Here is a 23988-nt window from a genome sequence, read left to right as displayed (position 1 = left end):
GATTGGTCAATATCAGAGAGACTACTCAACAAAAAACTAATAGGGTAGGTATGGCTAAAAGTCAGGAACAGCTGCAGCAAACGCGCAGCGCTACGTCATTAATATATGACCCAAAGTTCAGATCATATGCATTTCAAATTTTGCTACTGATTGGACTTGTCGCGTTTGGTTGGTGGATATTCAACAATACCGTCACCAATCTACAAGCGCAGAACAAAACAACCGGATTTGATTTTCTCGGAAACACCTCGGGATTCAACATTGGTTTCACGCTAATGGAATATGACCGGTCTTCAACATATTTCGATGTGTTCAAGGTTGGTATTCTAAACACTTTGCTTGTTTCCGTAATCGGCATCGTGTTGGCAACCGTGTTGGGCTTCATCATTGGTGTTGCACGCTTATCCAGCAACTGGATCATCGCGCGCCTTGCAACTGTATACATCGAAGTTTTCCGCAACATACCGCTGCTATTGCAGTTGTTCTTTTGGTATTTTGCGGTTCTCAAAACGATGCCATCAGTTAAGAACAGCATCGAGTTTGTCACCGGATCCGTCTATCTGAACAACCGCGGTCTATATGTGCCAGATCCACAACCGAACGATAGTTTCGTTTGGGTTCAGTTGGCCATTGTTGCGGTCATCATCGGTGGATACTTCCTTAATCGATGGTCAGTTCGTCGTTTTGAACAAACAGGGCAGCGTTTTCCGTTTGTACCAGCATTTATTGGGATGCTTGTCGTCATTCCAGCAATTGTGTGGATGGTGACGGGTGCGCAAATCGCACTAGATTATCCAGTGCTTGAACGCTTCAACTTCGCTGGCGGAATTCAAATTCCACCTGAGTTTGTTGCGCTTTTGTTTGGATTGGTAATCTACACAGCGGCCTTTATTGCTGAAACTGTTCGCGCAGGTATTCTTGCGGTGAGCGATGGGCAAACAGAAGCTGCACAATCACTGGGGCTGAAAAACTCTGACCGTCTGAATCTTGTGATCATTCCACAAGCGATGCGTGTGATTATTCCACCGTTAACAAGCCAATATCTTAACCTCACCAAAAACTCTTCTTTGGCGGTGGCGATTGGTTATCCTGACATTGTTAACGTGTTTATGGGCACTGCATTGAACCAGTCTGGTAAAGCTGTTGAAGTGATCTTTATGACCATGATGGTCTATCTGACGCTTTCATTGCTTACTTCAGTTGTCATGAACATTTACAACGCGCGCATTGCGCTAACCGAGCGATAGGGAGAACAAACATGACTGATACAAGTTTTGCCTATGTGCGCAACGAGATGCTTGGGGAGCAGCCAGCTCCTTCAACAAGCAAAGGCCTAGTGGGTTGGTTACGTCAGAACTTATTCTCTGACATCCCCAACTCAATTATGACCATTGTCGGCATTTTGTTCTTGGCTTGGTTCTTGCCGCCGATCTTCAACTTTTTGGTCACTCATGCGGTTTTCCCGTGGTCGGTGGACAACACGGTTGAAGCTTGTCGAACTGAAGAAGCAGGCGCCTGCTGGATTTATGTGGTCGACCGCTTTAATTTCTTCATCTACGGATTTTATCCTTCGGAGTCATATTGGCGAGTAAACATTTGCTTCCTTTTGGGCATAGTGACTTTGGTCCCACTTTTGTGGCCAGACCTACCCCATAAGGGCCTGTCAGCAATTGGTTTCTTTGTTGTTATGCCTGTTGCAACATTTTTCTTGCTCAACGGCGGCGTGTTTGGCCTTACAGAAGTGCCAACAGAAAAATGGGGTGGCTTGACCATCACATTGATCATTGCCACCGTGGGTATCGTTGCTTCGTTGCCTATCGGTATTGTGTTGGCCCTTGGTCGGCGTTCACATATGCCATTTGTGAAATACGTTTGTATTGCGTTCATCGAGCTATGGCGTGCGGTGCCACTGATCACCGTGTTGTTCATGGCGTCGATTATGCTGCCATTGTTCCTGCCGGAGGGGACAACAATCGATAAGCTGCTTCGTGCACTTGTTGGTGTGTCGCTCTTTTCTGCTGCATATATGGCGGAAGTGGTGCGTGGCGGTTTGCAAGCTTTGCCAAAAGGGCAGTATGAAGCTGCAGATGCATTGGGTTTGAACTACTTCAAAGCCATGTATCTGGTCATTCTGCCCCAAGCGTTGAAACACGTTATCCCGGGCATTGTGAACAGCTTCATTTCGTTGTTCAAAGATACCTCTCTGGTATCAATCGTGGGTCTGTTTGACCTTTTGAACACCGTGCAGGCAACCACAGCGCAAGTCGAATGGAAATCACCTCACCAGGCAACAACCGGCTATCTGTTTGCAGCCGCAATGTTCTGGGTATTCTGTTTCGGTATGTCACGTTACTCCATGTATATGGAACGTCGCCTCAATACCGGACACAAGGAGTAGATAAATATGTCAGAAGTATCAGCAGACCAAATCAAGGTCGACCGCACCAAAATGACAGTGTCCGACACGGACGTTGCTGTTGAAATCAACGGTATGAACAAGTGGTATGGCGACTTTCACGTTCTCAAAGATATCAATTTGAAAGTGATGAAAGGCGAGCGGATCGTTATTGCGGGGCCATCTGGGTCAGGCAAATCGACACTTATCCGTTGCATCAACCGTTTGGAAGAACATCAGCAAGGCGAAATCATTGTTGATGGGATCGAGTTGACCAACGATTTGAAGCGGATCGATGAAGTGCGGCGTGAAGTTGGAATGGTATTCCAGCACTTCAACCTGTTCCCGCACTTGACCATTATGGAAAACTGCACACTGGCCCCAATGTGGGTTCGTGGAATTCCAAAAGCAGAAGCTGAAGCAACTGCGATGGAATACCTTGAAAAAGTGAAGATTCCTGAACAAGCAGACAAGTTCCCGGGCCAATTGTCCGGTGGTCAGCAACAACGTGTGGCGATTGCGCGGTCTTTGTGCATGAACCCAAACATTATGCTGTTTGATGAACCAACCTCAGCACTTGACCCTGAAATGATCAAGGAAGTGCTCGAAGTTATGGTGAACTTGGCTGAAACTGGGATGACCATGTTGTGTGTGACCCACGAGATGGGTTTTGCCCGTCAGGTTGCTAACCGCGTTATCTTTATGGACCAAGGTCAGATCATTGAACAGAATGATCCAGACAACTTCTTTGACAATCCGCAGCATGAGCGGACCAAGTTGTTCTTGAGCCAAATCCTGCATTAAACCGATCAATTGATAGGTGTGGCGAAAGTTACACCAATTCAATTGCTTAGTGTTTTGGATTGAACTAAACATATTTTGAGCGGCCTCATTGGGCCGCTCAAAGCTTAAGAGGGATCAATGAACGGTTTGCGTATCATTTTGGCCGGTTTGTTGTTGGCACTTGTGACGGTTCCATCCGCACAGGCTGATACCCTAGATAATGTGCTTGAAAGTGGTATCGTTCGCTGCGGCGCCACAGATGGCCACAAAGGGTTCTCCGAGGTCGCGGAAGACGGCTTTTGGAAAGGCTTCGACGTTGATGTTTGCCGCGCTGTTTCGGCAGCAGTGTTCGGTGTCGCCAATCGCGTGGATTTCACAAAATACTCGGGTACCAACCGTGTTGCTCCTCTACAAAGTGGGGAGGTGGACATCATGGCACGCAGTGCCTATTGGACCATGTCCCGAGACACTCAATTCGCCGTGCAAAACGTTACAGTTACCTATTTTGATGGCCAAGCATTATTGGTGCCAGAGACACTAGGTGTTGTTTCGGCAATCCAATTGAACGACATAATGGTCTGCGCAGTTCGTGGTTCAATCGAACAAGATCGAGCTGAACGCTATTTTTTCGAGCACGAAATAGCTTACAAAGAATCATATTATGAGGAATTCGAAGACCTCATCGTCGCTTACAAAGCAGGGCTCTGCAATGTTGTGACGGCGCCAGCAAGCACATTGCAAGCCATCATTGAAAAAGAACTCAATACGAGTGAACACCGTATCTTGCCTGAGCGACTGTCCATTGACGCATGGGGACCACTTGTGCGCAACAATGATGACCGCTGGCAAAATGTCGTCCGCTGGACGGTATTTGCGCTAATTAATGCCGAAGAACTGGGCGTTAGCTCTCGAAATATTGACACGATGATTGGCAGCAAAAACCCCAAGGTGAGAAGATTGCTCGGCCTTGACGGTAAATTTGGTGCCCCTTTGGGCATTCCTGATACATGGGCGCAAGACGTTATTCGTGGGGTCGGCAACTATGGCGAAATGTTTAGTCGAAACTTTGGCCGTGAAACAGATTTCGCCATTGCGCGCGGCAAGAACGAACTCTGGACCCGTGGCGGCCTGATGTACGCTCCACCAGTGCGCTAGCACTTATTCCTATGCTTCAAGCGACAATGATGCGCCGTCCAACAGGGGCGGGTTGAGCGAACGTGCGTCGACACCATCCAAACAAGCAAGGTTTATCCCATACTTGTCGGGTGCTGAACGGGGTCGATGAAATGTATAGATTCCACAGTTTTTGCAGAAGTGGTGTTTGGCAACCTTTGTGTTCCATTGATAAAGGCCGAGCTGATCTTCACCAGAGAGCAGTTTGAAATTTTCCCCCGGAATGCGAACCATCACAGCATTTTTCTTGCTACACAATGAACAGTTGCAGGTTATCGCATCGGCCAAATCCAGTTTGGCTTCAAACTGCACCGCGCCGCAATGACACGAACCATGATATTGTTTTTCCATCAGTTTTCTCCAATAGGTAGCAGGTGTCAGTCAGCAAAATGTATCGCTACGCGACGATTGATCTTGCCCTTTTTCTCAACTTTGCCAAATCGTATTTTTCCAATTTCCCGCGTGTTGGCCACATGCGTCCCCCCACATGGTTGCCAATCAATGGTCTGATCGCCATCCGAAATTCGGATCATGCGGATTTTGCCTTGGCCAGAGGGTGGTTTTACCGACATGGTTTTGACCAAGTCCGGATTGGCGTCCAATTGGGCCTCGGTGATCCATTCTTCGCTCACATCTAGCTCACGAGCGATGAGAGCATTGACTTGCTCCGCCAATTCTTCTTTGTTTTCGGGAGGTTCAGGCATCTGAAAGTCGAGCCGACCCTTTTCTGCCCCAATCGACCCGCCGGTCACTGGAAGGGGAATTACGACCGACAACAGATGTAATGCTGTATGCATCCGCATGAGTTTATAGCGGTTGTCCCAATCGATATGGCATGTAATGTCATCACCAACTTTGGGCACTTTTTGTCCTTCGGCGGGGACATGGACAATCTGGTGTTTTTCGCCATTCGGATGAACGGTGGTTGCCACTTGGATCTTGTCGCCTGCATCGGTTTCTAAGAAACCAAAGTCGCCGGGCTGGCCGCCGGAGGTGGCATAAAAATTTGTACGGTCAAGAACAATGCCGCCAAGCTCATTGATTTCAACAACCTTGGCGGCAACTGTATTTAAATAGCTATCACTACGAAAAAGAAACTCTGTTTGGTCTGAACCACTATCCATCATCACTCGCCATTACAGATTGAATATCAATATCCAAACTGTTGTCCAAAAAGGACGGTACTGGCAAGCCTTTTGAGTTCAAGAAATCTTTATTGAAGAGTTTGGTTTGGTAGCGATTGCCGTAGTCGCACAAGATGGTGACGATGGTTTTGCCCGGGCCCATTTCTTTTGCCATGCGCACTGCGCCTGCAATATTGATGGCGCTTGAGCCGCCAAGGCACAGGCCTTCTTCGGCCAATAGGTCATAGATATAGGGCAGGGCTTCGGCGTCCGGTATTTGATAGGCTTGGTCCACTGTTAGGCCCTCAAGGTTTGCAGTTATGCGCCCCTGGCCAATACCCTCGGTGATCGAGCTGCCCGTTGAAGCAAACTCGCCGGTTTTGTAATAACTATAAAGCGCTGCGCCTTCTGGGTCGGCAATGCCAATTTGAATATCTTTGTTGCGCTCTTTTAAGGCGTGGGCCACACCGGCAAGAGTACCGCCAGATCCAACCGCACAAATGAACCCATCAACTTTGCCATCTGTTTGCGCAAAAATCTCGGGCCCTGTTGTTTCAATATGCGCTTGGCGATTTGCCACATTGTCAAATTGTTGGGCCCAAATGGCACCCTCTGGCAATTCGTTGTTCAGCTTCTCAGCCAAACGGCCAGACAGCTTCACATAGTTGTTTGGGTTTTTGTATGGCTTTGCCGGCACTTCAATCAATGTTGCGCCAGCTAGGCGGATGCTGTCTTTTTTCTCTTTGCTTTGGGTATCTGGAATAACGATCACTGACTTATAGCCAAGGGCATTGGCGACCATGGACAAGCCGATGCCTGTGTTTCCGGCTGTGCCTTCAACAATGGTGGCGCCTGGGCGCAAAAGTCCGCGTTTTTCCGCATCGCGGATTATGTAAAGCGCTGCGCGGTCTTTCACCGATTGTCCCGGATTCAAAAACTCAGCCTTGCCCCAAATCTCACATCCTGTCGCCTCAGATACTGCATTGAGCCGGATAAGCGGAGTGTTGCCAATTGCGTCTAAAACACTTCTGTGCTGGGTCATACGAGTCATTCCTTTTGATGTTGGCTAGACATTAGGTCTCAAAACGCGGTTTCTCAAGGCACAAATTGGTGAAAAACAAAGGCTTTTCCCATTATTTGGAAAACTTGGCAAACCGATCTAGCGTCTACAAAATAATGGCGAATTAAATTCTCATGTTCTTGGGGTGACATGCCCCTGATTGCCCCACATGTGCCCCAGCTTTTGGTCTTGGCTTTCTGTGCCTTTTGAAAAACTTTGCCCCCAAATTGGCAAAACGAACAATCACGTTTCCCTAAACTTTGCTCAAGCATGGCAGGTCGTGCGCGGATTGTGCCAATGGCAAAAACTACGTTCTTTATGGCCTAACGCACTGATTTGTATGATTGTTTTGCGCGACCCCTCAGCCTATTTTAGGGGCAACTCGTTTTGCCCGTTTTGGAGCCATCATGTCGGCCACACAAAAATCAATTTCCCACCTTCAAGCACTCGAAGCTGAGAGCATAGAGATCTTTCGCGAAGTTGCTTCATCATTCGAACGTCCGGTGATGATGTATTCGATTGGTAAAGATTCAAGCGTTTTGCTGCATTTGGCGCGCAAAGCATTCTTTCCTTCAAAGATTCCATTTCCGCTTTTGCATGTGGACACAACGTGGAAATTTAAGGAAATGATCACCTTCCGTGACCGCATGGCAGATGAGCATGGATTTGATCTGTTGGTGCACACCAACCAAGAAGGTAAAGCGGAAAACATCAATCCATTCGACCACGGCTCTTCGCGATATACAGACATCATGAAAACCGTTGCGTTGCGCCAGGCGCTGAACGCCGGGCAATATGATGCAGCGATTGGCGGTGCGCGCCGGGACGAAGAAAAGTCTCGCGCAAAAGAGCGTATCTTTTCGCATCGCAACGCGCAGCACGCGTGGGATCCGAAGAATCAACGCCCAGAACTCTGGCGGGTGTTCAACACGCGCCTGGCACCGGGCGAAAGCATGCGTGTGTTCCCATTATCCAACTGGACTGAACTCGACATTTGGACCTACATCTATTCTGAAGGCATTGAAATTCCGCCGCTCTACTTGGCGAAAAAACGCCCCGTAGTTGAGCGTTCTGGCACATTGATCATGGTCGACGATGATCGTTTGCCACTGAACGACGGCGAGGTGCCACGTGAAGAAATGGTGCGGTTCCGCACGCTTGGCTGTTATCCGCTAACTGGCGCCATCAAATCAGACGCAGCAACCTTGCCAGAAATTATCTTGGAAATGAATGCCTCCACCACCTCAGAGCGCGAAGGTCGTTTGATCGACAGCGATCAGGCGGGTTCGATGGAGAAGAAGAAACAAGAAGGATATTTTTAATATGTCTATTCAAGAAAATATCCAGAAAAACAATGCTTTGGACGTTGATAGTTGGCTTGGCCAACAAACCAACAAAAGCCTGTTGCGCTTTCTCACTTGTGGGTCTGTTGATGACGGCAAATCAACACTGATTGGTCGGTTGCTTTATGATAGCCAGTTGATCTTGGACGATCAGCTCGCCGCTTTGCAAAAGGAAAGTCACAACCGGACCACGGGTGATGAAGGCATCGACTTTTCGCTATTGGTGGATGGGCTAACCGCAGAGCGCGAGCAGGGCATCACCATTGATGTGGCCTACCGGTTTTTCACCACCAACAAACGCAAGTTTATTGTGGCCGATACACCAGGTCACGAGCAGTACACGCGCAACATGGCTACAGGTGCATCAAATGCAGATGTGGCGATTGTCTTGATCGATGCACGCAAAGGCTTGCTGACTCAAACTCGTCGCCACAGTTTTATCCTTTCACTGATCGGCGTGAAGCATGTTGTGGCCGTGGTCAACAAAATCGATCTCGTTGGTTACGATAAGGACGTGTTCGATAAAATCGAGGCGGAGTATCGCGAGTTCGCGGGTCAATTGGGGTTCAAATCCTTAGTGACTATCCCGATCTCAGCGCTGCGTGGCGACAATATCGTCAACAAAAGTAAAGAGATGGATTGGTATCGAGGCCCGCAACTTGTGCCATATCTCGAAGAAATCGACGTGACCGAAGACAAGACGGAAAAACCCTTCCGTTTCCCCGTTCAATGGGTAAACCGCGCAAGCCTGGATTTCCGTGGCTTCTCAGGAACCGTAGCTGGTGGATCTGTAAAACCAGGTGACGACGTGCTGGTTGCTGCTTCGCGCAAACCCGCAAAAGTTGAACGCATCGTCACGATGGATGGCGATTTGGACGAGGCGATTGCCGGTCAGGCGGTAACGCTTGTTTTGGATCGCGAAATTGATATCTCGCGTGGCGATGTTTTATCTGCCCCTGGCGCAGTGCCTGAGTATTCCAATCAATTTCAAGCAAAACTGGTCTGGATGAATGAAGATCGGGCCATGTCTGGTCGCTCTTACCTGATTAAGGTTGGCACCCAATTGGTGCCCGCTACGATCACCAACATCAAGTATAAGACCAACGTCAACAGCCTAGAGCAAAGTGCAACAAAGTGCCTGGACCTCAACGAAGTTGGCACCGTGACCATCGCAACAGACAAACCGATCGCGTTTGATCCTTATGCTGAAAATGGCACAACTGGTGGCTTTATTCTGATTGACCGCTTGTCCAACGCGACCTTGGCGGCAGGCACCGTGGAATTTGGCCTGCGCCGCGCTCAAAACTTGACCTACCAAGATTTTGACGTGAACCGCAAAACCCGTTCAGAAATGAAGGGGCAAACACCAAAAATTGTCTGGTTTACCGGACTGTCTGGTTCTGGCAAATCAACGGTTGCGAACCTCTTGGAAAAACGCATCGCCGCTGAAGGCAAGCACACATATATTCTTGATGGCGACAATGTACGCCACGGTCTGAACAAAGATTTGGGTTTCACCGATGAAGATCGGGTCGAAAACATTCGCCGCATCGCCGAAGTTGCCAAACTAATGGCCGATGCTGGGCTGATCGTTCTGGTGTCCTTCATATCGCCGTTCAAAAACGAGCGCAAATTGGCACGTGAAGTGGCAGGTGATATCGAATTCATCGAAGCCTATGTGAACACACCGATTGAAGTTTGCGCAGAACGTGACCCCAAAGGGCTTTATGCTCGGGCGAAAAAAGGTGAAATCAAAAATTTCACCGGCATCGACTCGCCTTTTGAAGCGCCTGAGAACCCTGATATTACGCTAAACACGTCGGACCACGATCCGGCAGATTTGGCCAATGAATTGTATGACCTCATGTTTGAGGGCCATCAATATCGTGCGCTCTAATTTTATTTCCTCTGATTAGTCGCTGCACAAACAACTTTAGGCGGCCCCTGGGCCGCCTTTTTTGTTTTGACGCTCAAATTACAGGAGCTTGTAGGGGATGAACAACGCTAAGTCTTTCCAAAACCACAGCAAAATGGCGGTCGACAACATGATCAGTGCAAACGGCATTGCACCTTTCACCACGTCCTCAAGGCGCGCTTTTCCCACCGCTTGAATTACGAACAAGTTCAATCCCACGGGCGGTGTAATTAGTGCTGTCTCGATAAGCACAACAAAGAAAATGCCGAACCAAATGGGGTCGATGCCCATTGCCTGCAAAGCTGGATATAGTACTGGTACCATGATCAGCAGCATCGATAATGCTTCTAAGAAGAAGCCGACGATCAACAATACAAGTCCAACGGCAAGGATAAATAGGGTTGGGCTGGAAATATTGCTCGTTAAGAAACCGCTGATGGTCTGTGGAATGAGATAGAGCGTGATGGCGTAGGAGAATACTTTTGCGCCGGCCACAATGATGAAAATCATTGAAGTTGTGCGCATCGCATCATGAACAGCGGCAGAGAACTTCTCCCAGTTCATGCGCCCCATAGCAAAGGTCATGACAATTGCCAGCACGAAACCAACGCCCGCGCTTTCAGATGGTGTTGCGATTCCTGCGTAAATTGAACCGATTATGGCAATCGCCAATACAACGGTTGGTAATGCGTAAAGCGTTGCCCGAAACCGTTCTCCCCAGCTGTATCGTTGGAGCATTTGAGCATTACTCTTTCGATTGTAGATGACCGCATAAATGATAAACAAAGTCGCCAAAAACAGACCCGGCCCAACGCCTGCAAGGAACAGAGTTGGAATTGAGGACTCGGTAACGACGCCGTACAAAATGAGTGGGATTGAAGGTGGAATAAGAATGCCCAATGTACCGCCGGCGGCCAGCTGGCCAAGGGTGAATGGGCGGTCATAACCGCGTTTATCCATTTCGGGGACGGCAACAGTGCCAATCGTGGCCGCTGTCGCAACGGATGAACCAGAGATTGCAGAAAAGAGTGTGCAGCTCATTGTTGTTGCAACGCCAAGCCCGCCTGGCAGGTGACCAACCCAAGCCTGAACACTGGCAAAAAGATCCCGTCCCACGCCCCCCTTTAGCAGTACATTGGACATGAGTAAGAACAGCGGCACAGCCAACAACTCAAAACTGTCCATCGATCCGAATAATCGCTGCGGCACTGCGATGAGCGGAAAGCCCTTGAGCCAAAGCAAAACCACACCCAGAGCACCCATGGCAAAGGCAACCGGCACCCTGAGCAACAAAAGCCCAATCAGGCTGAAAAGGATAAGAATGACTTCCATTATCAGTGTTGTCCTAATGTGGCATTTTTGATGAGATTGGGGTCGCGCAAAACCTTGATGATTTCCGATAGGCCCTGCAATGAAAGCAAGCCAAATCCAACCCAAATAGAGCTATCTACGAAAACTTTGGGCACTGCTAAGTAAGAGTCCGTGGTGTGGCCCGACTGTGTTGATTTAAGCCAAATATCAAAGCCATATTTGGCAGCGATCAACCCGAAGAACACAACGACCGATATTGAAAATATTTCAACCCAGAACCGTCGCGGGGTGGCCGTGTCACGGAATGCGACATCGATAAGAATGTGTTGTCGGTATTTAAGGACGTAGGCAATTGCAAGGTAGGTTGTCCAAACTTGAAGTATTCTGCTGATTTCATCGACCCAGATCGTCGGCATTGTGAATGCGTATCGCATCACAACTTCGTAGAACACGAAAAAGCCGATGGCACAGAACATCCAACCAGCCAGTCGACCTGTAAATTCTGATACGGCGTCAACTCCGCTGACAAAACCGTCCAAAACAGCTCCCATATTGTTTTTCAACGAAAACAAACTCCCCAAAAGGGCAGGGCGGCACTTCTGACGCCCTGCTGATTGTTTAGACCGATGTTAGTCCGCCCGAGCAGCGGCAACGACATCTGCAGCGACTTGGCCACCACTTTCCACAAAGCGGTCCACAACACCAATGGTGGCTGAAACCCATTCTTGACGTTCTTGCGCGCTCAGCTCAACAACTTCGATGCTTTTGCCCACTTCGGCAACCGCTTCTGCTTCCTCTGCATAAATTGCGTCGCGGAGTTGTTGTTCAACTTGCAAGGCCGCTGTGTCGATGATTGAACGTTCTTCGTCCGTTAAATCCTGATAAAAATCGTTATTGATCACTGCAACAAACTCGATCGCACTGTCATAAGACAATGTCATGTGATCCATGACTTCAAAAAGCTTGCGCGATTTCACTGCCGAGGCACCAGTCATTCCAACATCAACTGCACCTTGCTGATAAGCAAGGAATTGTTTTGAACCAGACATAAGTGTTGGGGCACCTCCAAGCGCTTCCACAGTCCAGCCAAGCACCTTGCCGTAGGTTCTAACTTTTTTCTTATTTAAGTCAGCGGGCACGCGCACGGCTGAGCCTTTCGACAAATAAACATTTCGACCGAAAGCTTGCCACCATAGGACGCGCGAGTTGGTTTCTTCTAGAATTGCTGCGTCCAAAATGTTGCGCATGGCTGAGCCTGTTGCAACACTCGCGCGCAAATGCGCTTCGTCTTTGAAGAAGAAAGGTAGATTGATGACATCCACCGCAGGGACTGCACCTGCAAAACGGCCCAAGAATGCTGATCCAGCCTCAACAGCTCCCGTACCCACTGCAGTGGGGACCTCTTTGTCCTTAAACAACTGAGCTGAAGGGAACAAAATGACTTTCAACGAGCCATTGGATTTCTCTTCAACAATCTCCTTGAAGGCGTTCCAATTGTGACCCAACGAATGAGATTCAGGCAATTGAAGTGTAACGCGGATGGTTTTCTCTGCGCTAGCTTGTGTGCAGCTGAGCGCCAGAAGTGCCGCGGTTATCGTACCAAGAATGGCGTTTTTCACAGAATGTCTCCCCATTGTATAGTCGGACATCAGAACCCTCTTTCTAATCTCCGCAATATTTGCTATCATTTGTATTACATATGTAACTCAGCGTTAGCAGATAGGGTTCTTTAACTCATGTCAAGGGCAAAGCAAGTTGAAAAGGGCGATTCGCTAATCGGAGCAATCTATGCGCTGTCGCAGAAGATTATGCGACTCTATTTGAATGCTGTTGTTAGAGAAACAGGCCTGAATTGGCAGGACTGGCGAATTCTGCGGGCTGCCGTGGAACTGCAGACTTGCCGAGCGCAAGACATTAGCTCAGAAAGTGGTTTGCAAAAGACACACGTGAGTACAGGCTTATCGAGGCTAGAAAAACTTGGTCATATCAAACGCGTGAGCAACCCTGACCACGCCCGAAACAAGCTCATTATCAGCACGGAGAAGGGGAACGAATTAGTGCAATCCGCGAGCCCTGTCCTTGATGAGTTGGAAAGCACTTTGGCCGCCGCCAACGATGACAACGAAGGCAAGGCTTTGCTCAGGAGCTTGCAAGAATACGAAGAGCATCTGGGGAAAATGTTTGAAGATCCAGACGTTGCCAGCAAAAAATAGCTTCTCTTGATTTTATCCTAACGCACCACCGCATCGTGCCATTCGTAGCCCGGCAATTGATGGTAAAACCCGTTGGAGAAGGGCGCATTGATGCCATCATCGCGCATGAGTTTTAGTGCTTCGGATGGGCTGAGTTTATTGTCGAGCACATCGCGGAATGCATTGATGGCTGTGAAGGTACCTTTGGACTGGGGCGAGATGCGGAAGGTTTTGATGCCGATGTTTTGCATTTCGTCTAGGCATTCGACCAGATTAAGCACGGAGTGCGACTGGGTTTGAATGCCGTTCACGGTGAGGAATTTGTCCCCCTCAAGGGTGTCCAGCCGCATGCCATCGGGATCTTCATCACAAACAAAGAGGCATGAATCTTTGGTCCGGTTATGGGCCCGGGCGTGATAACAGCGCGCAGAAAGCGCTAATGACATGCGGCCATAGACTTGTACTTCCAAATCCACATTGAACGGAGCGGCGGCCTTCACCAGCGCTTCAATGCCCGATTTTGGAATTTCGGGGTTTAGACAAATCGAAATGGCGCCGCCTTTTGCATAGACTTCAAGCGCTTCCTCATTGTAGCAGTTCATTAAAGGACCAATATAGTGTGGCTCTTTGCCCATCTGATAAAGCGCAGACACATCGTTGGCCTCAATTAAGAAGCCTTCTGATGTGGCGATTTTTTTCACCTGGCGACGGTCAATGTCCGTGGTGACTTCGGATAATGTTGAAAATACAACGGTTTTACCGGCGTCGGTAAGGCGCTCATAAATATCGGGAATATGCTTGTCGTAGAGCGGTGCGCGTTTGGAGCAAATCACTTCGCCCACAAAAACTGTTTCAACTGGCGCTTCATCAGCCACTTTGAAATAGAAATCGCGCCAATCATCTGCCGCCCAATTATATTGAACAGGGCCAAGGGTTATTTGAGCACTCATTACTATCTCCACGTCTTAGATTTAAACGCGCCTTCGGTTTCTTTGCCGCCTTCGGTCAAAGCAATCAGCTGCGAAATGTCTGGTTCTTCCCCAATCGCATAAGCATCAATCGCTTCGCGGAAGGATGAAACAACTGAGCGGATGTAGGCACGCGAACGTTGACGACCTTCAATTTTCAAGGCGGTCACACCTGCTTTGATCAGATCAGGCAGCAAGCGCGTTAAATTGAGGCTGATTGGCTCTTCAAACGCGTAATAGTTCTTCTTGATCGCCGTATCGTAGCGACCTTTGCAAATAGTTGGGTAACCAGCTGTTTCGCCACATGAAATGCAGTCAATCGCAAACTCGCCTAAACGGGTGGTGAGGTTTTCTTCTTCGTCTGGCTCATACTCGACGTGACTAGCCGGTGAACAAACCCCGTCCATATTGGTAGATACGCCTGTCACATAGTTGGTAAGCGAACAGCGCCCTTCGGCCATCATGCCGATATTGCCGAACACGAAGGCTTCAATTTCGCAATCAATCGCGTCATGTACCCGTTTGATTTCAGCAACAGTCAAAATACGCGGCAAGACCACACGCTTCACACCAAACTGCTCAACGTAATAGTTGATCGCTTCAGGTGAGGATGCTCCCGCTTGCACAGACAAGTGAAGACGCTGTTCGGGATGCTCACGCGCAACATATTGCGCCATGCCGATATCGGCGATGATTACTGCGTCCAAGCCAAGCTCTACGGCATCATCAACAGACTTTTTCCAAAGGTCCGTGCGGCCCGCTGTTGGAAACGAATTGATCGCCGCCAAAACCATCGCATCTCGCTCGTGCGCATATTTCACACTTTCCGTTAGTTCTGCTTTGGTGAAATTAAGGCCAGAGAAGTTGCGCGCGTTCGTTGGGCCTTTAAAGCCGCAATATACCGCGTCTGCACCTGCATCAACTGCTGTGCGTAAGCTCGCTGGCGTGCCCGCCGGGCAAACCAATTCAGGTTTTTCAAGTTGGGTCATGCTCGTGCGCCTGTAATTCTGTTGGCCATATTGATGCTCGCCCGCAGCGGTTTCGCCAGTGGGCCAAATGCCGTTGCAACATCATCTGCAAGGGTCGTGTCCATATCGTCGAGCGCGTTGCGCAATAACAAAATGGCTTCAGTATCGCCGGTAATTAGAATGTCGCGGTTGAAAAACAGCGCGTCGCTGTCCGTTTTACTATCGATCATTTGCAGCAAGGTTGAAAACTTGCCGCTGACCAAAACATCATACTGAATTTCATCATGTCGCGATCGAGCCACCAACGTGGGATTGGCTGGGTCAGGCTTAAGCACCAGCAAAAACGGGACGCCTTTGGCATTGATCAAAAACGTCTTGTTGGCGCCTGATTCCAAACGCTCAAAAAGCTCTGGGTGAATTTTTGCCACATGGCGTACAATTCGGCGAAGCACTGGTTGCAACGGGAGCAACGGGAGCACCCGAGAAATAGGACCAGCTTTTGGGTCGCGAAAAATGCGCGGTTGGCCACGATGTGTTTTCTTTTTCATGGCAAATCGATACGCCTGACGGCTGAATGCAAACTTGATATAAATCAAGTAAATATCAATTTGCGCGGTTTTGCCTCAATGAAGTTGGCTGCGCCTACAATTTGTCGCGCAGCGCGTAATAGGTCATGGCTAGAATGAGCAAGGGCGTGCGCAGGCCAATGCCGCCAGGGAACTTGTGCGTAGGCACATTGGCGAGTACATCAAATCGCTCCGCGGTACCTGCAATAGTATCGGCCATAATCTGCCCAGCAAGTGTCGCCATGCCCACGCCATGGCCCGAATAGCCAGAGGCTGAGTAGATATTTTTACCCAAACGCGCGAAGTGCGGCATGCGGTTTATCGTGATGGCCAGTGTGCCACCCCATGCGTAATCAATTTTTGCGTTTTCAAGCTGAGGAAAAATCTCGAGCATGCATTTGCGTACCAAGCCGGAAATGTCTGCGGGGAACTTGTAGCCATAGCTTTCCCCGCCACCAAACAGCAAACGATTGTCGGCAGACATGCGGAAATAATTGACCACGAATTTGCTGTCAGCAACGGCCAACTTTTCTTTGAAAACTTCTGGAGCCAATTTGCTGCCAAGTGGTTCAGTGGCGATGATAAAATTGTTGATGGGCATCACCCGCTTGGCGGTTTGTCCATTAAGATTGCCCAAATACCCATTGCAACCCAACACGATATGTTTGGCTGTCACCGAACCTTCTGCTGTAGATATTCTGCCCGCATTTTCATCGATCTGCGTAACCCGGCTGTTTTCAAATATCCGTGTACCTGCCTTTTGCGCAGCATCGGCCATGCCAATGGCCAAGGCGAGGGGATGCAAATGCGCCGCACCCATGTCGACCGATCCACCATAATAGGCAGGAGAATCTACCAGTTCGCGCAGTTCTTCCTGTTCGACAAAGCGAATCTGATCATAGTCGTATTCGTTTTGCAGTTTTTCCACATAGTGGCGGCTTTCAGGGATGTAGCGTTTGCGATGATCTGCGTGAATAATGCCCGGCGTTAAATCGCACTCAATGTTGTGTTTCTTGACCAATTCTTTGACGAGATCTTTGGATTGTTCGGCAAACTTCCAAAGCAGATGCGCATTATCGCGGCCGACCATTTTTTCAAGCGCATCTTGTTCAACCCGTTGCCCGGAGCCGAGCTGCCCACCATTGCGGCCAGACGCTCCCCAGCCAACGCGTTGCGCGTCAACGAGCACCACATCGAACCCGCGTTCTGCTAAGTGCAGCGCAGCGGAAAGCCCAGTAAATCCGCCACCAACAACGGCCACATCAGCTTTGATGTCGCCCTTTAGCGTTGGAAAGGGAGCCAGTTGCTTCGTGGTCGCTGCGTAGTAGGACGCAGGATATGCGCCCGCAACATCGTTGGCGGTTAAAACGTCCATGGCCATAGCCAAACCTCAGATTTTAGAGCATACCGTTTTGGCGCATTTTGGCATGAGATTGATCCAGCACACGAGCAACTTTTTCCGCCAACTCGTCAACTTGAGCTTTTGAAATTATGAGCGGTGGCGAAATGATCAAACCATCGCGTACCGCACGCATCACCAATCCATTCTCAATTGCAAAGTCCCGGCAAATGTTACCCGCATCACCAGTCGGTGTTTTGAAAGGTGCTCTGGCGGACTTGTCTGGGGTTAGTTCCAAACCCGCCACCATGCCGCAAATTCTGGCTTCGCCCACAAGCGGATGATCAGCAAACTGCATCCATTTGTCTTTCAAATAGGGGGCTGTCTCTTTCGACGCTGTTTCAACGATTTTTTCTTCGTCCAAAATGCGCAAGTTTTCCAGTGCAACAGCTGCAGCAACGGGGTGACCCGAGTAGGTATAACCGTGGGCAAATTCACCGCCCTTTTGGGCCAATACTTCAGCAACATGGTCCGAAACCATGGAGCCGCCAATTGGCAAATAACCCGAGCTCAGCCCCTTGGCGATGGTCATAATGTCAGGTCGAATGCCAAATGTTTGGCTGCCAAACCAATTGCCTGTGCGCCCAAAACCGCAAATCACTTCATCCGCAATCAACAGGATTTCATATTTGTCGCAAATGCGCTGAATTTCAGGCCAATAGGTATCAGGTGGGATAATGACACCGCCTGCGCCTTGGATCGGCTCGCCGATAAAGGCCGCCACTTTGTCTTCGCCCAAGCGCTCGATCTCGGCCTCTAATTCTTGCGCACATTTAAGGCCAAACTCTTCAGGTGAAAGATCGCCACCTTCGGCATACCAATAGGGCTGCGCGATGTGCGTAATGTCAGGAATTGGCAAACCACCTTGCTCGTGCATAAACGCCATGCCGCCAAGGCTTGCTGCCGCAACGGTTGAGCCGTGATAGGCGTTTTGACGCGAAATGATGACCTTCTTATTTGGCTTGCCAAGGGAAGACCAATAATGGCGTGCCATACGAATATTCGTGTCATTCGCCTCTGATCCTGAACCGGCATAAAACACATGGTTTAAGTCGCCAGGTGCCAGTTCTGCCAGTTTTGCACTCAACTCAATTGCAGGGACATTGGTCGATTGAAAGAATGAATTGTAATAGGGCAGCTGCTTCATTTGTTTTGTTGCAACATCCACCAATTCTTGACGACCATAGCCAACGTTCACGCACCAGAGACCGGCCATACCGTCCAACAGTTTGTTGCCGTTGCTGTCCCAAATATAGGCGCCGTCGGCACGCGTGATAATGCGAGTTCCCTTTGCGTTCAATTCGCCCATGTCAGAAAATGGATGAATATGATGTGCCGCATCAAGAGCCTGCAGCTTTTCGGTTGGCAAATGGTTGTCGATAAAATTCATGGGTCTTCCAATCTATTAAACGTTGAGCAACAAGTGCTCGCGTTCCCAAGGGGAAATCTCGTTCAAGAGTTCTTCGATCTCTTGGAATTTGATGCCTTCATAGACTTTGCAAAAGTCTTCACCCAACATGTCGCGCAGCGCTTGGTTTTCTTCAAATCGGGGCAGGGCCTCGTTAATAGATTGTGGCAGCGTCACACCGTCCTTATAGGCATCTCCGGTACGTTGTTCGCGCGGCTGAGTGCCCGCTTTCATGCCCAAGAAACCACAAGCAAGGCTTGCCGCAAGCGCTAAATATGGGTTGCAATCCATGCCAACGATTCGGTTTTCAACACGTCGAGATTCGGTGTTTGAAATCGGAATACGCAGGCCGGTTGTGCGATTGTCTTTTGCCCATTCGATGTTAGCAGGTGAGGAATCGTCTGCTTTAAAGCGACGATATGAGTTTACGTAAGGTGCGAAAATCGGCACGGCTGAATCCAGGTGTGCTTGTTGTCCCCCAAGGAAACTCCAAAAATACTCGCTCTCGGTCCCATCTTTATTCGAAAAGATGTTCTTGCCCGTTTTTGCATCCACAACGCTTTGGTGGATATGCATGGCGCTGCCCGGCTCATCACGCATTGGTTTCGCCATAAAGGTCGCAAAACAATTGTTGCGTAGTGCTGCTTCACGAATGGTGCGTTTAAAGTAAAATACTTCATCGGCCAGTTTCAACGGGTCGCCGTGCTGCAAGTTGATTTCAATTTGCCCAGCGCCACCTTCTTGGATGATTGCGCCGATTTCCAATCCTTGCGCTTCAGCAAAGTCATAAATATCGTCAATCACCGCGCCATATTCGTCAACAGCGACCATTGAGTAAGCTTGTCGGCCAATTCCTTTGCGCCCTGAGCGTCCAATTGGCGGCTCAATCGGCTCATTTGGGTCAGTATTGGGACGTGTGAGATAGAATTCCATCTCTGGGGCCACAACAGGGCGCCAGCCCTCTGCCTCATAGAACGACAAAACACGCTTGAGGACGTTGCGCGGCGCAATTGTAATTGGTTCCCCGTCGGTTGTTTCTAAGTCATGAACAACCTGCAAAATAATGTCGTCAGTCCAAGGTGCTGCGCATGCGGTACTCAGATCGGGCCGCAAAACCATATCAGTTTCAGTCCACTGGTCTTTAATGTCCATATCCGCATATGCACCAGTTACCGTTTGGTAGAATATTGAAGTGGGCAAAAAAGAGTTGCCGGTTTCGGAGAATTTCTTCGCAGGCATCGTTTTACCGCGCGAAATACCCACCAGATCGGGCACGATACATTCAACTTCTTCCACACGTCGGCCATCGAGCCATTCAGTGGCATGTTCGGGGATTAAGTCCATCCAACTTGGTATTTGTGCCATGAGTTTTCCTTGCTATCCATTTGAATATGGATGTCGCATATAATTTGATCAAATTATGATTTGTCAATCGAATTTGTTTCGACTTCGGGTTGAGGCGTAGTGCGTACAAAGGCCGCGCCGGAGGAAATATCCTCCATGATCGAAGCACGCAGTGCGCCAATATCTTTCGCTTCGATGGCCGCGATGGCACGTTTGTGTTGGTCGTCAAGGTTGCTGGTGCCAACGCGCCCGCAAACCACGCGCATGTACGGTGCCATTTGCAGCCAAAGGCTTTCTGCCATCGAGATCATAATGCTCGCATTTGAGGCTCTATAAAGGGCGAAATGAAAAGCAAAATTGCACTTAAGGTAGTTATCGACACTGCCCTCAAGAATCGCCTTGTCCATTTGGTCGTCAATTGCCCGCAAAAGCATCACATCGACGTTGTCGATTGCACGTACAGCAATTTCTGGTTCAAGCATCAAACGCACCGCCAATAGTTCTTCAATGCGATCGTCATCCATCTCGGGTACCGAAATGCGGCGGTTGCCATGCATTTCTAACGCGCCCTCTGCCACAAGTCTGCGGATTGCCTCGCGCACCGGCGTAAGGCTGACCTCGTGATCATCAGCGATGCCCTGCAAAGTTACAGACATGCCCGGCCGGAACTTCCCAAATAGCAACCGCTCTCTCAAATCACGATACAATCGTTCGTGGGTCGGCAGGTTCACGTCTTCGAGGTCTTGTTGTGGCAGGTCCATAATTCGCTCAGATCTGATTTCGATTTTCGCAATATGGTTGACATTTGATCAAAAAGCAATATTTGATCAAATTATATCGTGGAGGCGATTTTCATGTCTAATGAGTTTAATGGCGATCAGGCAATCCAGTCAGCCAGCCTAAATGGCAGGCAGCCAGAAATGACCTATGCGGGAGTGCTGAGCTTCTTGCGTCGAAAATACAGCAAAGATATTTCTGGCGCTGATGTGGTTGTGTCGGGCGTCCCTTATGATGGCTCCGTTAGCCATCGTTCTGGTTGCCGCATGGGGCCGCAGGCCATTCGCGCCGCCTCGGTTCAATTGGCAGAGCTAAAGGCGTTTCCGTTCGGCTTTGATCCCTTTGAGAATCTGTCTGTGATCGATTTCGGCGATTGTTTTCTGACCCCGCAAAATCAAGCAAGTGTGCCTGAAACCATTCAAAACCATGCGCGTAGTATCATTTCTCAAGACGCCAAAATGCTCACTTTTGGTGGCGATCATTTCGTCACCTATCCACTTCTCAAAGCGCACGCGGAAAAATATGGTCCCGTTGCGCTCATCCAATTTGATGCACATAGTGACACATGGGACGCGGTGCCAGAGCACCTAGATCACGGCACAATGTTCACGCGCGGCGTTGCCGAAGGGGTGATCGACGCAAACCATTCGATCCAAGTGGGCATTCGGACCCACAACGACCAAACGATGGGCTTTGAGATTCTGACTTCACCTTGGGTTCATCGAAACGGGGTTGATAAAACGATTGAGCGCATCTTAGAACGCGCCAGCGACCAACCTGCATACATTAGCTTTGACATTGATTGTTTGGACCCAGCATTTGCTCCCGGCACCGGCACGCCAGTAGTTGGCGGTTTGGCCTCTTGGCAAGCCCTTGAAATTCTACGTGGCCTAGGTAGTCTCAACCTAATAGGTCTGGATGTGGTGGAAGTATCGCCCGCCTATGACCATTCTGAAATTACTGCCATTGCAGCAGCAACCATCGCACATGATTGGCTTTGTCTTTTGGCCCAAAAATCGGTGTAACGATAATGCCCCAAATTAGCTGCGATTGCGGAACTTTGTTCGAGGAACGAACCAAATGACTATGATTGAAAAACGCGAATTCTACATCGATGGCAAATGGGTGGCACCAACCGTGCCCAACGATTTCAATGTGATCAACCCGGCAACCGAGAAACAGGTTGCAACAATCTCGCTTGGTTCGAAAGCTGACGTAGATAAAGCCGTTGCGGCTGCAAAAAAAGCATTTGATACATTCTCACAGACATCAAAAGAAGAGCGTCTTGCCCTGCTCAAACAAATTCTTGAGGTCTACAAAAAACGCCAAGGCGAAGTCGCAGAAGCAATCAAACTGGAATTGGGCGCGCCGCACAAGCTGGCCCATGGTCCGCAAGCAGGCGTTGGGGTTGGCCACCTTGAAGGCTTTATCGACGCGCTTGAACGATTTGAATTTGAGACCAAAGAGCCAAATGGCGATTTGATTTTTAAAGAGCCAATCGGCGTTTGTGGTTTGATAACGCCGTGGAACTGGCCAATCAATCAAATCGCGTTGAAAGTGCTTCCAGCCATAGCAACAGGGTGCACTGTTGTTTTGAAGCCAAGTGAAATCACACCACTGAACGCAATCTTGTATGCTGAGATTTTGGATGAAGCTGGCGTTCCTGCGGGCGTTTTCAACCTTGTAAATGGTGATGGTCTAAATGTAGGTGCCGCACTTTCCCAACATCCTGATGTGGCCATGATGTCATTCACTGGTTCAACGAGAGCAGGGATCGCCGTCTCAAAAGACGCTGCGGAGAACGTCAAAAAAGTAACCCTGGAGCTTGGCGGCAAGTCGCCGAATATCATCTTTGACGAAGAAGGTGCGCTAGATGTTGTGAAGCGCGAAACACGTCGTGTTTTTTCAAACTCCGGTCAAAGTTGCAACGCTAGAACGCGCATACTTGTGGAGCGGTCGATCTATAACGAGGCCATGAAAGTGGCAGCGGATGCGGCAAACGGGCAGAAAGTTGGAGACCCCAACGAGGAGGGGTACCACATCGGACCGCTTGTGAGCCAATTGCAATTTGACCGTGTGCAAGCGCTTATTCAGGCCGGTATTGATGAGGGCGCCACTTTGTTGGCCGGCGGAACTGGGCGTCCAGAAAATGTGAAAAGCGGTTTTTATGTGAAGCCTACCGTTTTTGGCAATGTAAACAACAATATGCGCATCGCCCGCGAAGAGGTGTTTGGACCCGTTGTGGCATTGATCCCTTTTGACACCGAAGAAGAAGCAATTGCCATTGCCAATGACACTGAATACGGATTGGCCGCTGCCGTGCAGACCAATGACCCCGAAAAGGCGATGCGGATTGCCCGCAAACTTCGTGCAGGTATGGTCCATATTAACAATTCAGATATTGGCTACGGCACACCATTTGGTGGCTACAAAATGTCTGGCACAGGGCGCGAAGGCGGCCATTATGGGCTCGAAGATTTCTTGGAAATCAAAGCGGTCTCGGTCCCCGCTTAGCCTTCGCTCAGAATAGTGGCGACGGCGTCGTGTCCAAGTTGGCCAACGCCGTCCCGCACGTCAGCCTCTATGGCTGCACGAAGTAGTTTGGGATCGCGGGCGCGCAACGCCGCTATCGCTTCTTTGTGGCGGTCAATCTTGTAAAAATCGCCCATTTCGCGCAAAGCGATGCGCAAAAATGGGCCGAGCTGCAACCAAACGCTTTCAACCATGGGCATGCGGATATTGTCTGGGTTGGCGCAATAAATCGTACGGTGGAATAGTTGGTTATCTCTTATCTGTTTGTCGCGATCACCTGCCAAAACCGCTTTGTCAATTCTTGCGTCAATGACTTCTAATTCGTCAATGAGGCGGTCGTTGATAAAGGGCAGGGCACGCACGGCGGAAAACCGCTCCAGCTCGACACGTGTTTCGATGAGTTCTTCCAATCGTTCTGCCGTCATGCGCGGCACAACAATTCTTCTGTTCGGCAAGAGTTCGAGCCCATTTTCAGATGATAGGCGGCGCAGGGCTTCGCGCACCGGGGTGGGGCTGGTTTTCAATAGTTCGGCCAATCCGCGAATGGTCACAGACATGCCTGGACGAAACCGGCCAAGCATGATCGCATCGCGTAATTGGGCGTAAATATGCTCCTGAGTAGTTACCCCTTTTTCCCGATTGTTGGCGTGCAGAAAAAGGGAATTGCGATCTGTTGGTTTTTCGTCGATTTTTGTCATGCTGGAGGGCAATATCACCTCTCTAAATGATT

General features: G+C 49.4%; 23 protein-coding genes. 9 read left to right on the top strand and 14 right to left on the bottom strand.

The window, feature by feature from the left end; genetic code table 11:
- Positions 1-50 precede the first annotated feature (50 nt).
- From O4H47_RS12645 to O4H47_RS12630, 4 genes are all read left to right on the top strand, one after another.
- Positions 51-1247, top strand: coding sequence for an amino acid ABC transporter permease (locus tag O4H47_RS12645; protein ID WP_269394337.1), 1197 nt, complete (start codon positions 51-53; stop codon positions 1245-1247).
- An 11-nt stretch (positions 1248-1258) separates the two neighbouring features.
- Positions 1259-2398 carry an amino acid ABC transporter permease gene (locus O4H47_RS12640; protein ID WP_269394336.1) on the top strand — a complete coding sequence of 380 codons (1140 nt, stop codon included), beginning with the start codon at positions 1259-1261 and terminating at the stop codon, positions 2396-2398.
- Positions 2399-2404: 6 nt separating this feature from the next.
- Positions 2405-3199, top strand: coding sequence for an amino acid ABC transporter ATP-binding protein (locus O4H47_RS12635; protein ID WP_269394335.1), 795 nt, complete (start codon positions 2405-2407; stop codon positions 3197-3199).
- A 117-nt stretch (positions 3200-3316) separates the two neighbouring features.
- Positions 3317-4333, top strand: a complete 1017-nt coding sequence (locus O4H47_RS12630) for a transporter substrate-binding domain-containing protein (protein WP_269394334.1) — start codon at positions 3317-3319, stop codon at positions 4331-4333.
- A gap of 9 nt (positions 4334-4342) precedes the next feature.
- Here the strand turns inward: O4H47_RS12630 and O4H47_RS12625 are convergent, their stop codons facing one another.
- Genes O4H47_RS12625 through O4H47_RS12615 form a run of 3 tightly spaced genes read right to left on the bottom strand, consistent with a single transcriptional unit; the run spans position 4343 to position 6517 of the window.
- A complete protein-coding gene (locus tag O4H47_RS12625) occupies positions 4343-4702 on the bottom strand; it encodes a GFA family protein (RefSeq protein ID WP_269394333.1) in 360 nt (119 codons plus the stop codon).
- Between the two features lie 26 nt (positions 4703-4728).
- Positions 4729-5475 carry an alanyl-tRNA editing protein gene (locus tag O4H47_RS12620; RefSeq protein WP_269394332.1) on the bottom strand — a complete coding sequence of 249 codons (747 nt, stop codon included), beginning with the start codon at positions 5473-5475 and terminating at the stop codon, positions 4729-4731.
- A complete protein-coding gene (locus O4H47_RS12615) occupies positions 5468-6517 on the bottom strand; it encodes a cysteine synthase A (RefSeq protein WP_269394331.1) in 1050 nt (349 codons plus the stop codon). The genes O4H47_RS12620 and O4H47_RS12615 overlap by 8 nt, the downstream gene beginning before the upstream one ends.
- 425 nt (positions 6518-6942) lie before the next feature.
- On the opposite strand from O4H47_RS12615, the gene cysD reads away from it, so the two are divergent.
- Together cysD and cysN are read left to right on the top strand one after the other, a co-directional pair.
- Positions 6943-7857, top strand: coding sequence for a sulfate adenylyltransferase subunit CysD (gene cysD, locus O4H47_RS12610; protein ID WP_269394330.1), 915 nt, complete (start codon positions 6943-6945; stop codon positions 7855-7857).
- Between the two features lies 1 nt (position 7858).
- A complete protein-coding gene (cysN, locus tag O4H47_RS12605; RefSeq protein WP_269394329.1) occupies positions 7859-9775 on the top strand; it encodes a sulfate adenylyltransferase subunit CysN in 1917 nt (638 codons plus the stop codon).
- A gap of 78 nt (positions 9776-9853) precedes the next feature.
- Here the strand turns inward: cysN and O4H47_RS12600 are convergent, their stop codons facing one another.
- From O4H47_RS12600 to dctP, 3 genes are all read right to left on the bottom strand, one after another.
- Positions 9854-11125 (bottom strand): TRAP transporter large permease, encoded by a 1272-nt coding sequence (locus tag O4H47_RS12600; protein ID WP_269394328.1) that lies wholly within the window; start codon positions 11123-11125, stop codon positions 9854-9856.
- 2 nt (positions 11126-11127) lie between these two features.
- The gene (locus O4H47_RS12595) at positions 11128-11667 is read right to left on the bottom strand and encodes a TRAP transporter small permease subunit (RefSeq protein ID WP_269394327.1); all 540 of its coding nucleotides are present in this window, start codon (positions 11665-11667) and stop codon (positions 11128-11130) included.
- A 66-nt stretch (positions 11668-11733) separates the two neighbouring features.
- On the bottom strand, positions 11734-12753 hold the full coding sequence (dctP, locus tag O4H47_RS12590; protein ID WP_269394326.1) for a TRAP transporter substrate-binding protein DctP: 1020 nt from the start codon (positions 12751-12753) through the stop codon (positions 11734-11736).
- A gap of 171 nt (positions 12754-12924) precedes the next feature.
- Here dctP and O4H47_RS12585 point away from each other — a divergent pair, with 171 nt between their 5' ends.
- Complete coding sequence (locus O4H47_RS12585; protein WP_269394325.1) at positions 12925-13317, top strand: MarR family winged helix-turn-helix transcriptional regulator; 393 nt, start codon at positions 12925-12927, stop codon at positions 13315-13317.
- A 17-nt stretch (positions 13318-13334) separates the two neighbouring features.
- Here the strand turns inward: O4H47_RS12585 and ubiV are convergent, their stop codons facing one another.
- From ubiV to O4H47_RS12550, 7 genes are all read right to left on the bottom strand, one after another.
- Entirely contained in the window at positions 13335-14246 is a 912-nt protein-coding gene (gene ubiV, locus O4H47_RS12580) for a ubiquinone anaerobic biosynthesis protein UbiV (protein ID WP_269394324.1), read from the bottom strand.
- Between the two features lie 2 nt (positions 14247-14248).
- Entirely contained in the window at positions 14249-15253 is a 1005-nt protein-coding gene (gene ubiU, locus O4H47_RS12575; RefSeq protein ID WP_269394323.1) for a ubiquinone anaerobic biosynthesis protein UbiU, read from the bottom strand.
- Complete coding sequence (gene ubiT, locus O4H47_RS12570) at positions 15250-15780, bottom strand: ubiquinone anaerobic biosynthesis accessory factor UbiT (protein ID WP_269394322.1); 531 nt, start codon at positions 15778-15780, stop codon at positions 15250-15252. The genes ubiU and ubiT overlap by 4 nt, the downstream gene beginning before the upstream one ends.
- 94 nt (positions 15781-15874) lie before the next feature.
- Complete coding sequence (locus O4H47_RS12565) at positions 15875-17173, bottom strand: NAD(P)/FAD-dependent oxidoreductase (RefSeq protein ID WP_269394321.1); 1299 nt, start codon at positions 17171-17173, stop codon at positions 15875-15877.
- Between the two features lie 22 nt (positions 17174-17195).
- Entirely contained in the window at positions 17196-18578 is a 1383-nt protein-coding gene (locus O4H47_RS12560; RefSeq protein ID WP_419719631.1) for an aspartate aminotransferase family protein, read from the bottom strand.
- Between the two features lie 24 nt (positions 18579-18602).
- Positions 18603-19970, bottom strand: coding sequence for a glutamine synthetase family protein (locus tag O4H47_RS12555; protein ID WP_269394319.1), 1368 nt, complete (start codon positions 19968-19970; stop codon positions 18603-18605).
- A 53-nt stretch (positions 19971-20023) separates the two neighbouring features.
- Complete coding sequence (locus O4H47_RS12550) at positions 20024-20710, bottom strand: GntR family transcriptional regulator (protein ID WP_269394318.1); 687 nt, start codon at positions 20708-20710, stop codon at positions 20024-20026.
- A 93-nt stretch (positions 20711-20803) separates the two neighbouring features.
- Here O4H47_RS12550 and speB point away from each other — a divergent pair, with 93 nt between their 5' ends.
- A complete protein-coding gene (gene speB, locus O4H47_RS12545) occupies positions 20804-21751 on the top strand; it encodes an agmatinase (RefSeq protein ID WP_269394317.1) in 948 nt (315 codons plus the stop codon).
- 61 nt (positions 21752-21812) lie between these two features.
- A complete protein-coding gene (locus tag O4H47_RS12540; protein WP_269394395.1) occupies positions 21813-23240 on the top strand; it encodes an aldehyde dehydrogenase family protein in 1428 nt (475 codons plus the stop codon).
- Here O4H47_RS12540 and O4H47_RS12535 read toward each other — a convergent pair.
- Positions 23237-23956, bottom strand: coding sequence for a GntR family transcriptional regulator (locus O4H47_RS12535; RefSeq protein ID WP_269394316.1), 720 nt, complete (start codon positions 23954-23956; stop codon positions 23237-23239). The genes O4H47_RS12540 and O4H47_RS12535 overlap by 4 nt on opposite strands.
- Positions 23957-23988 lie beyond the last annotated feature (32 nt).

This window comes from Maritalea porphyrae, assembly GCF_027213965.1.
Taxonomy (GTDB): Bacteria; Pseudomonadota; Alphaproteobacteria; order Rhizobiales; family Devosiaceae; genus Maritalea; species Maritalea porphyrae_A.
This window is presented reverse-complemented; position numbering and strand designations above follow the sequence as displayed.

Bases quoted from the DNA above. Each gene is read 5' to 3' on its own strand.
- ubiV (WP_269394324.1), bottom strand. From the start codon at position 14,246: ATGAGTGCTCAAATAACCCTTGGCCCTGTTCAATATAATTGGGCGGCA.
- O4H47_RS12645 (WP_269394337.1), top strand. From the start codon at position 51: ATGGCTAAAAGTCAGGAACAGCTGCAGCAAACGCGCAGCGCTACGTCA.
- cysD (WP_269394330.1), top strand. From the start codon at position 6,943: ATGTCGGCCACACAAAAATCAATTTCCCACCTTCAAGCACTCGAAGCT.
- cysN (WP_269394329.1), top strand. From the start codon at position 7,859: ATGTCTATTCAAGAAAATATCCAGAAAAACAATGCTTTGGACGTTGAT.
- O4H47_RS12550 (WP_269394318.1), bottom strand. From the start codon at position 20,710: ATGGACCTGCCACAACAAGACCTCGAAGACGTGAACCTGCCGACCCAC.
- O4H47_RS12535 (WP_269394316.1), bottom strand. From the start codon at position 23,956: ATGACAAAAATCGACGAAAAACCAACAGATCGCAATTCCCTTTTTCTG.
- O4H47_RS12565 (WP_269394321.1), bottom strand. From the start codon at position 17,173: ATGGACGTTTTAACCGCCAACGATGTTGCGGGCGCATATCCTGCGTCC.
- dctP (WP_269394326.1), bottom strand. From the start codon at position 12,753: ATGTCCGACTATACAATGGGGAGACATTCTGTGAAAAACGCCATTCTT.
- O4H47_RS12630 (WP_269394334.1), top strand. From the start codon at position 3,317: ATGAACGGTTTGCGTATCATTTTGGCCGGTTTGTTGTTGGCACTTGTG.
- O4H47_RS12635 (WP_269394335.1), top strand. From the start codon at position 2,405: ATGTCAGAAGTATCAGCAGACCAAATCAAGGTCGACCGCACCAAAATG.
- O4H47_RS12555 (WP_269394319.1), bottom strand. From the start codon at position 19,970: ATGGCACAAATACCAAGTTGGATGGACTTAATCCCCGAACATGCCACT.
- O4H47_RS12615 (WP_269394331.1), bottom strand. From the start codon at position 6,517: ATGACCCAGCACAGAAGTGTTTTAGACGCAATTGGCAACACTCCGCTT.
- O4H47_RS12640 (WP_269394336.1), top strand. From the start codon at position 1,259: ATGACTGATACAAGTTTTGCCTATGTGCGCAACGAGATGCTTGGGGAG.
- ubiT (WP_269394322.1), bottom strand. From the start codon at position 15,780: ATGAAAAAGAAAACACATCGTGGCCAACCGCGCATTTTTCGCGACCCA.
- O4H47_RS12625 (WP_269394333.1), bottom strand. From the start codon at position 4,702: ATGGAAAAACAATATCATGGTTCGTGTCATTGCGGCGCGGTGCAGTTT.
- O4H47_RS12620 (WP_269394332.1), bottom strand. From the start codon at position 5,475: ATGGATAGTGGTTCAGACCAAACAGAGTTTCTTTTTCGTAGTGATAGC.
- speB (WP_269394317.1), top strand. From the start codon at position 20,804: ATGTCTAATGAGTTTAATGGCGATCAGGCAATCCAGTCAGCCAGCCTA.
- O4H47_RS12540 (WP_269394395.1), top strand. From the start codon at position 21,813: ATGATTGAAAAACGCGAATTCTACATCGATGGCAAATGGGTGGCACCA.
- O4H47_RS12600 (WP_269394328.1), bottom strand. From the start codon at position 11,125: ATGGAAGTCATTCTTATCCTTTTCAGCCTGATTGGGCTTTTGTTGCTC.
- ubiU (WP_269394323.1), bottom strand. From the start codon at position 15,253: ATGACCCAACTTGAAAAACCTGAATTGGTTTGCCCGGCGGGCACGCCA.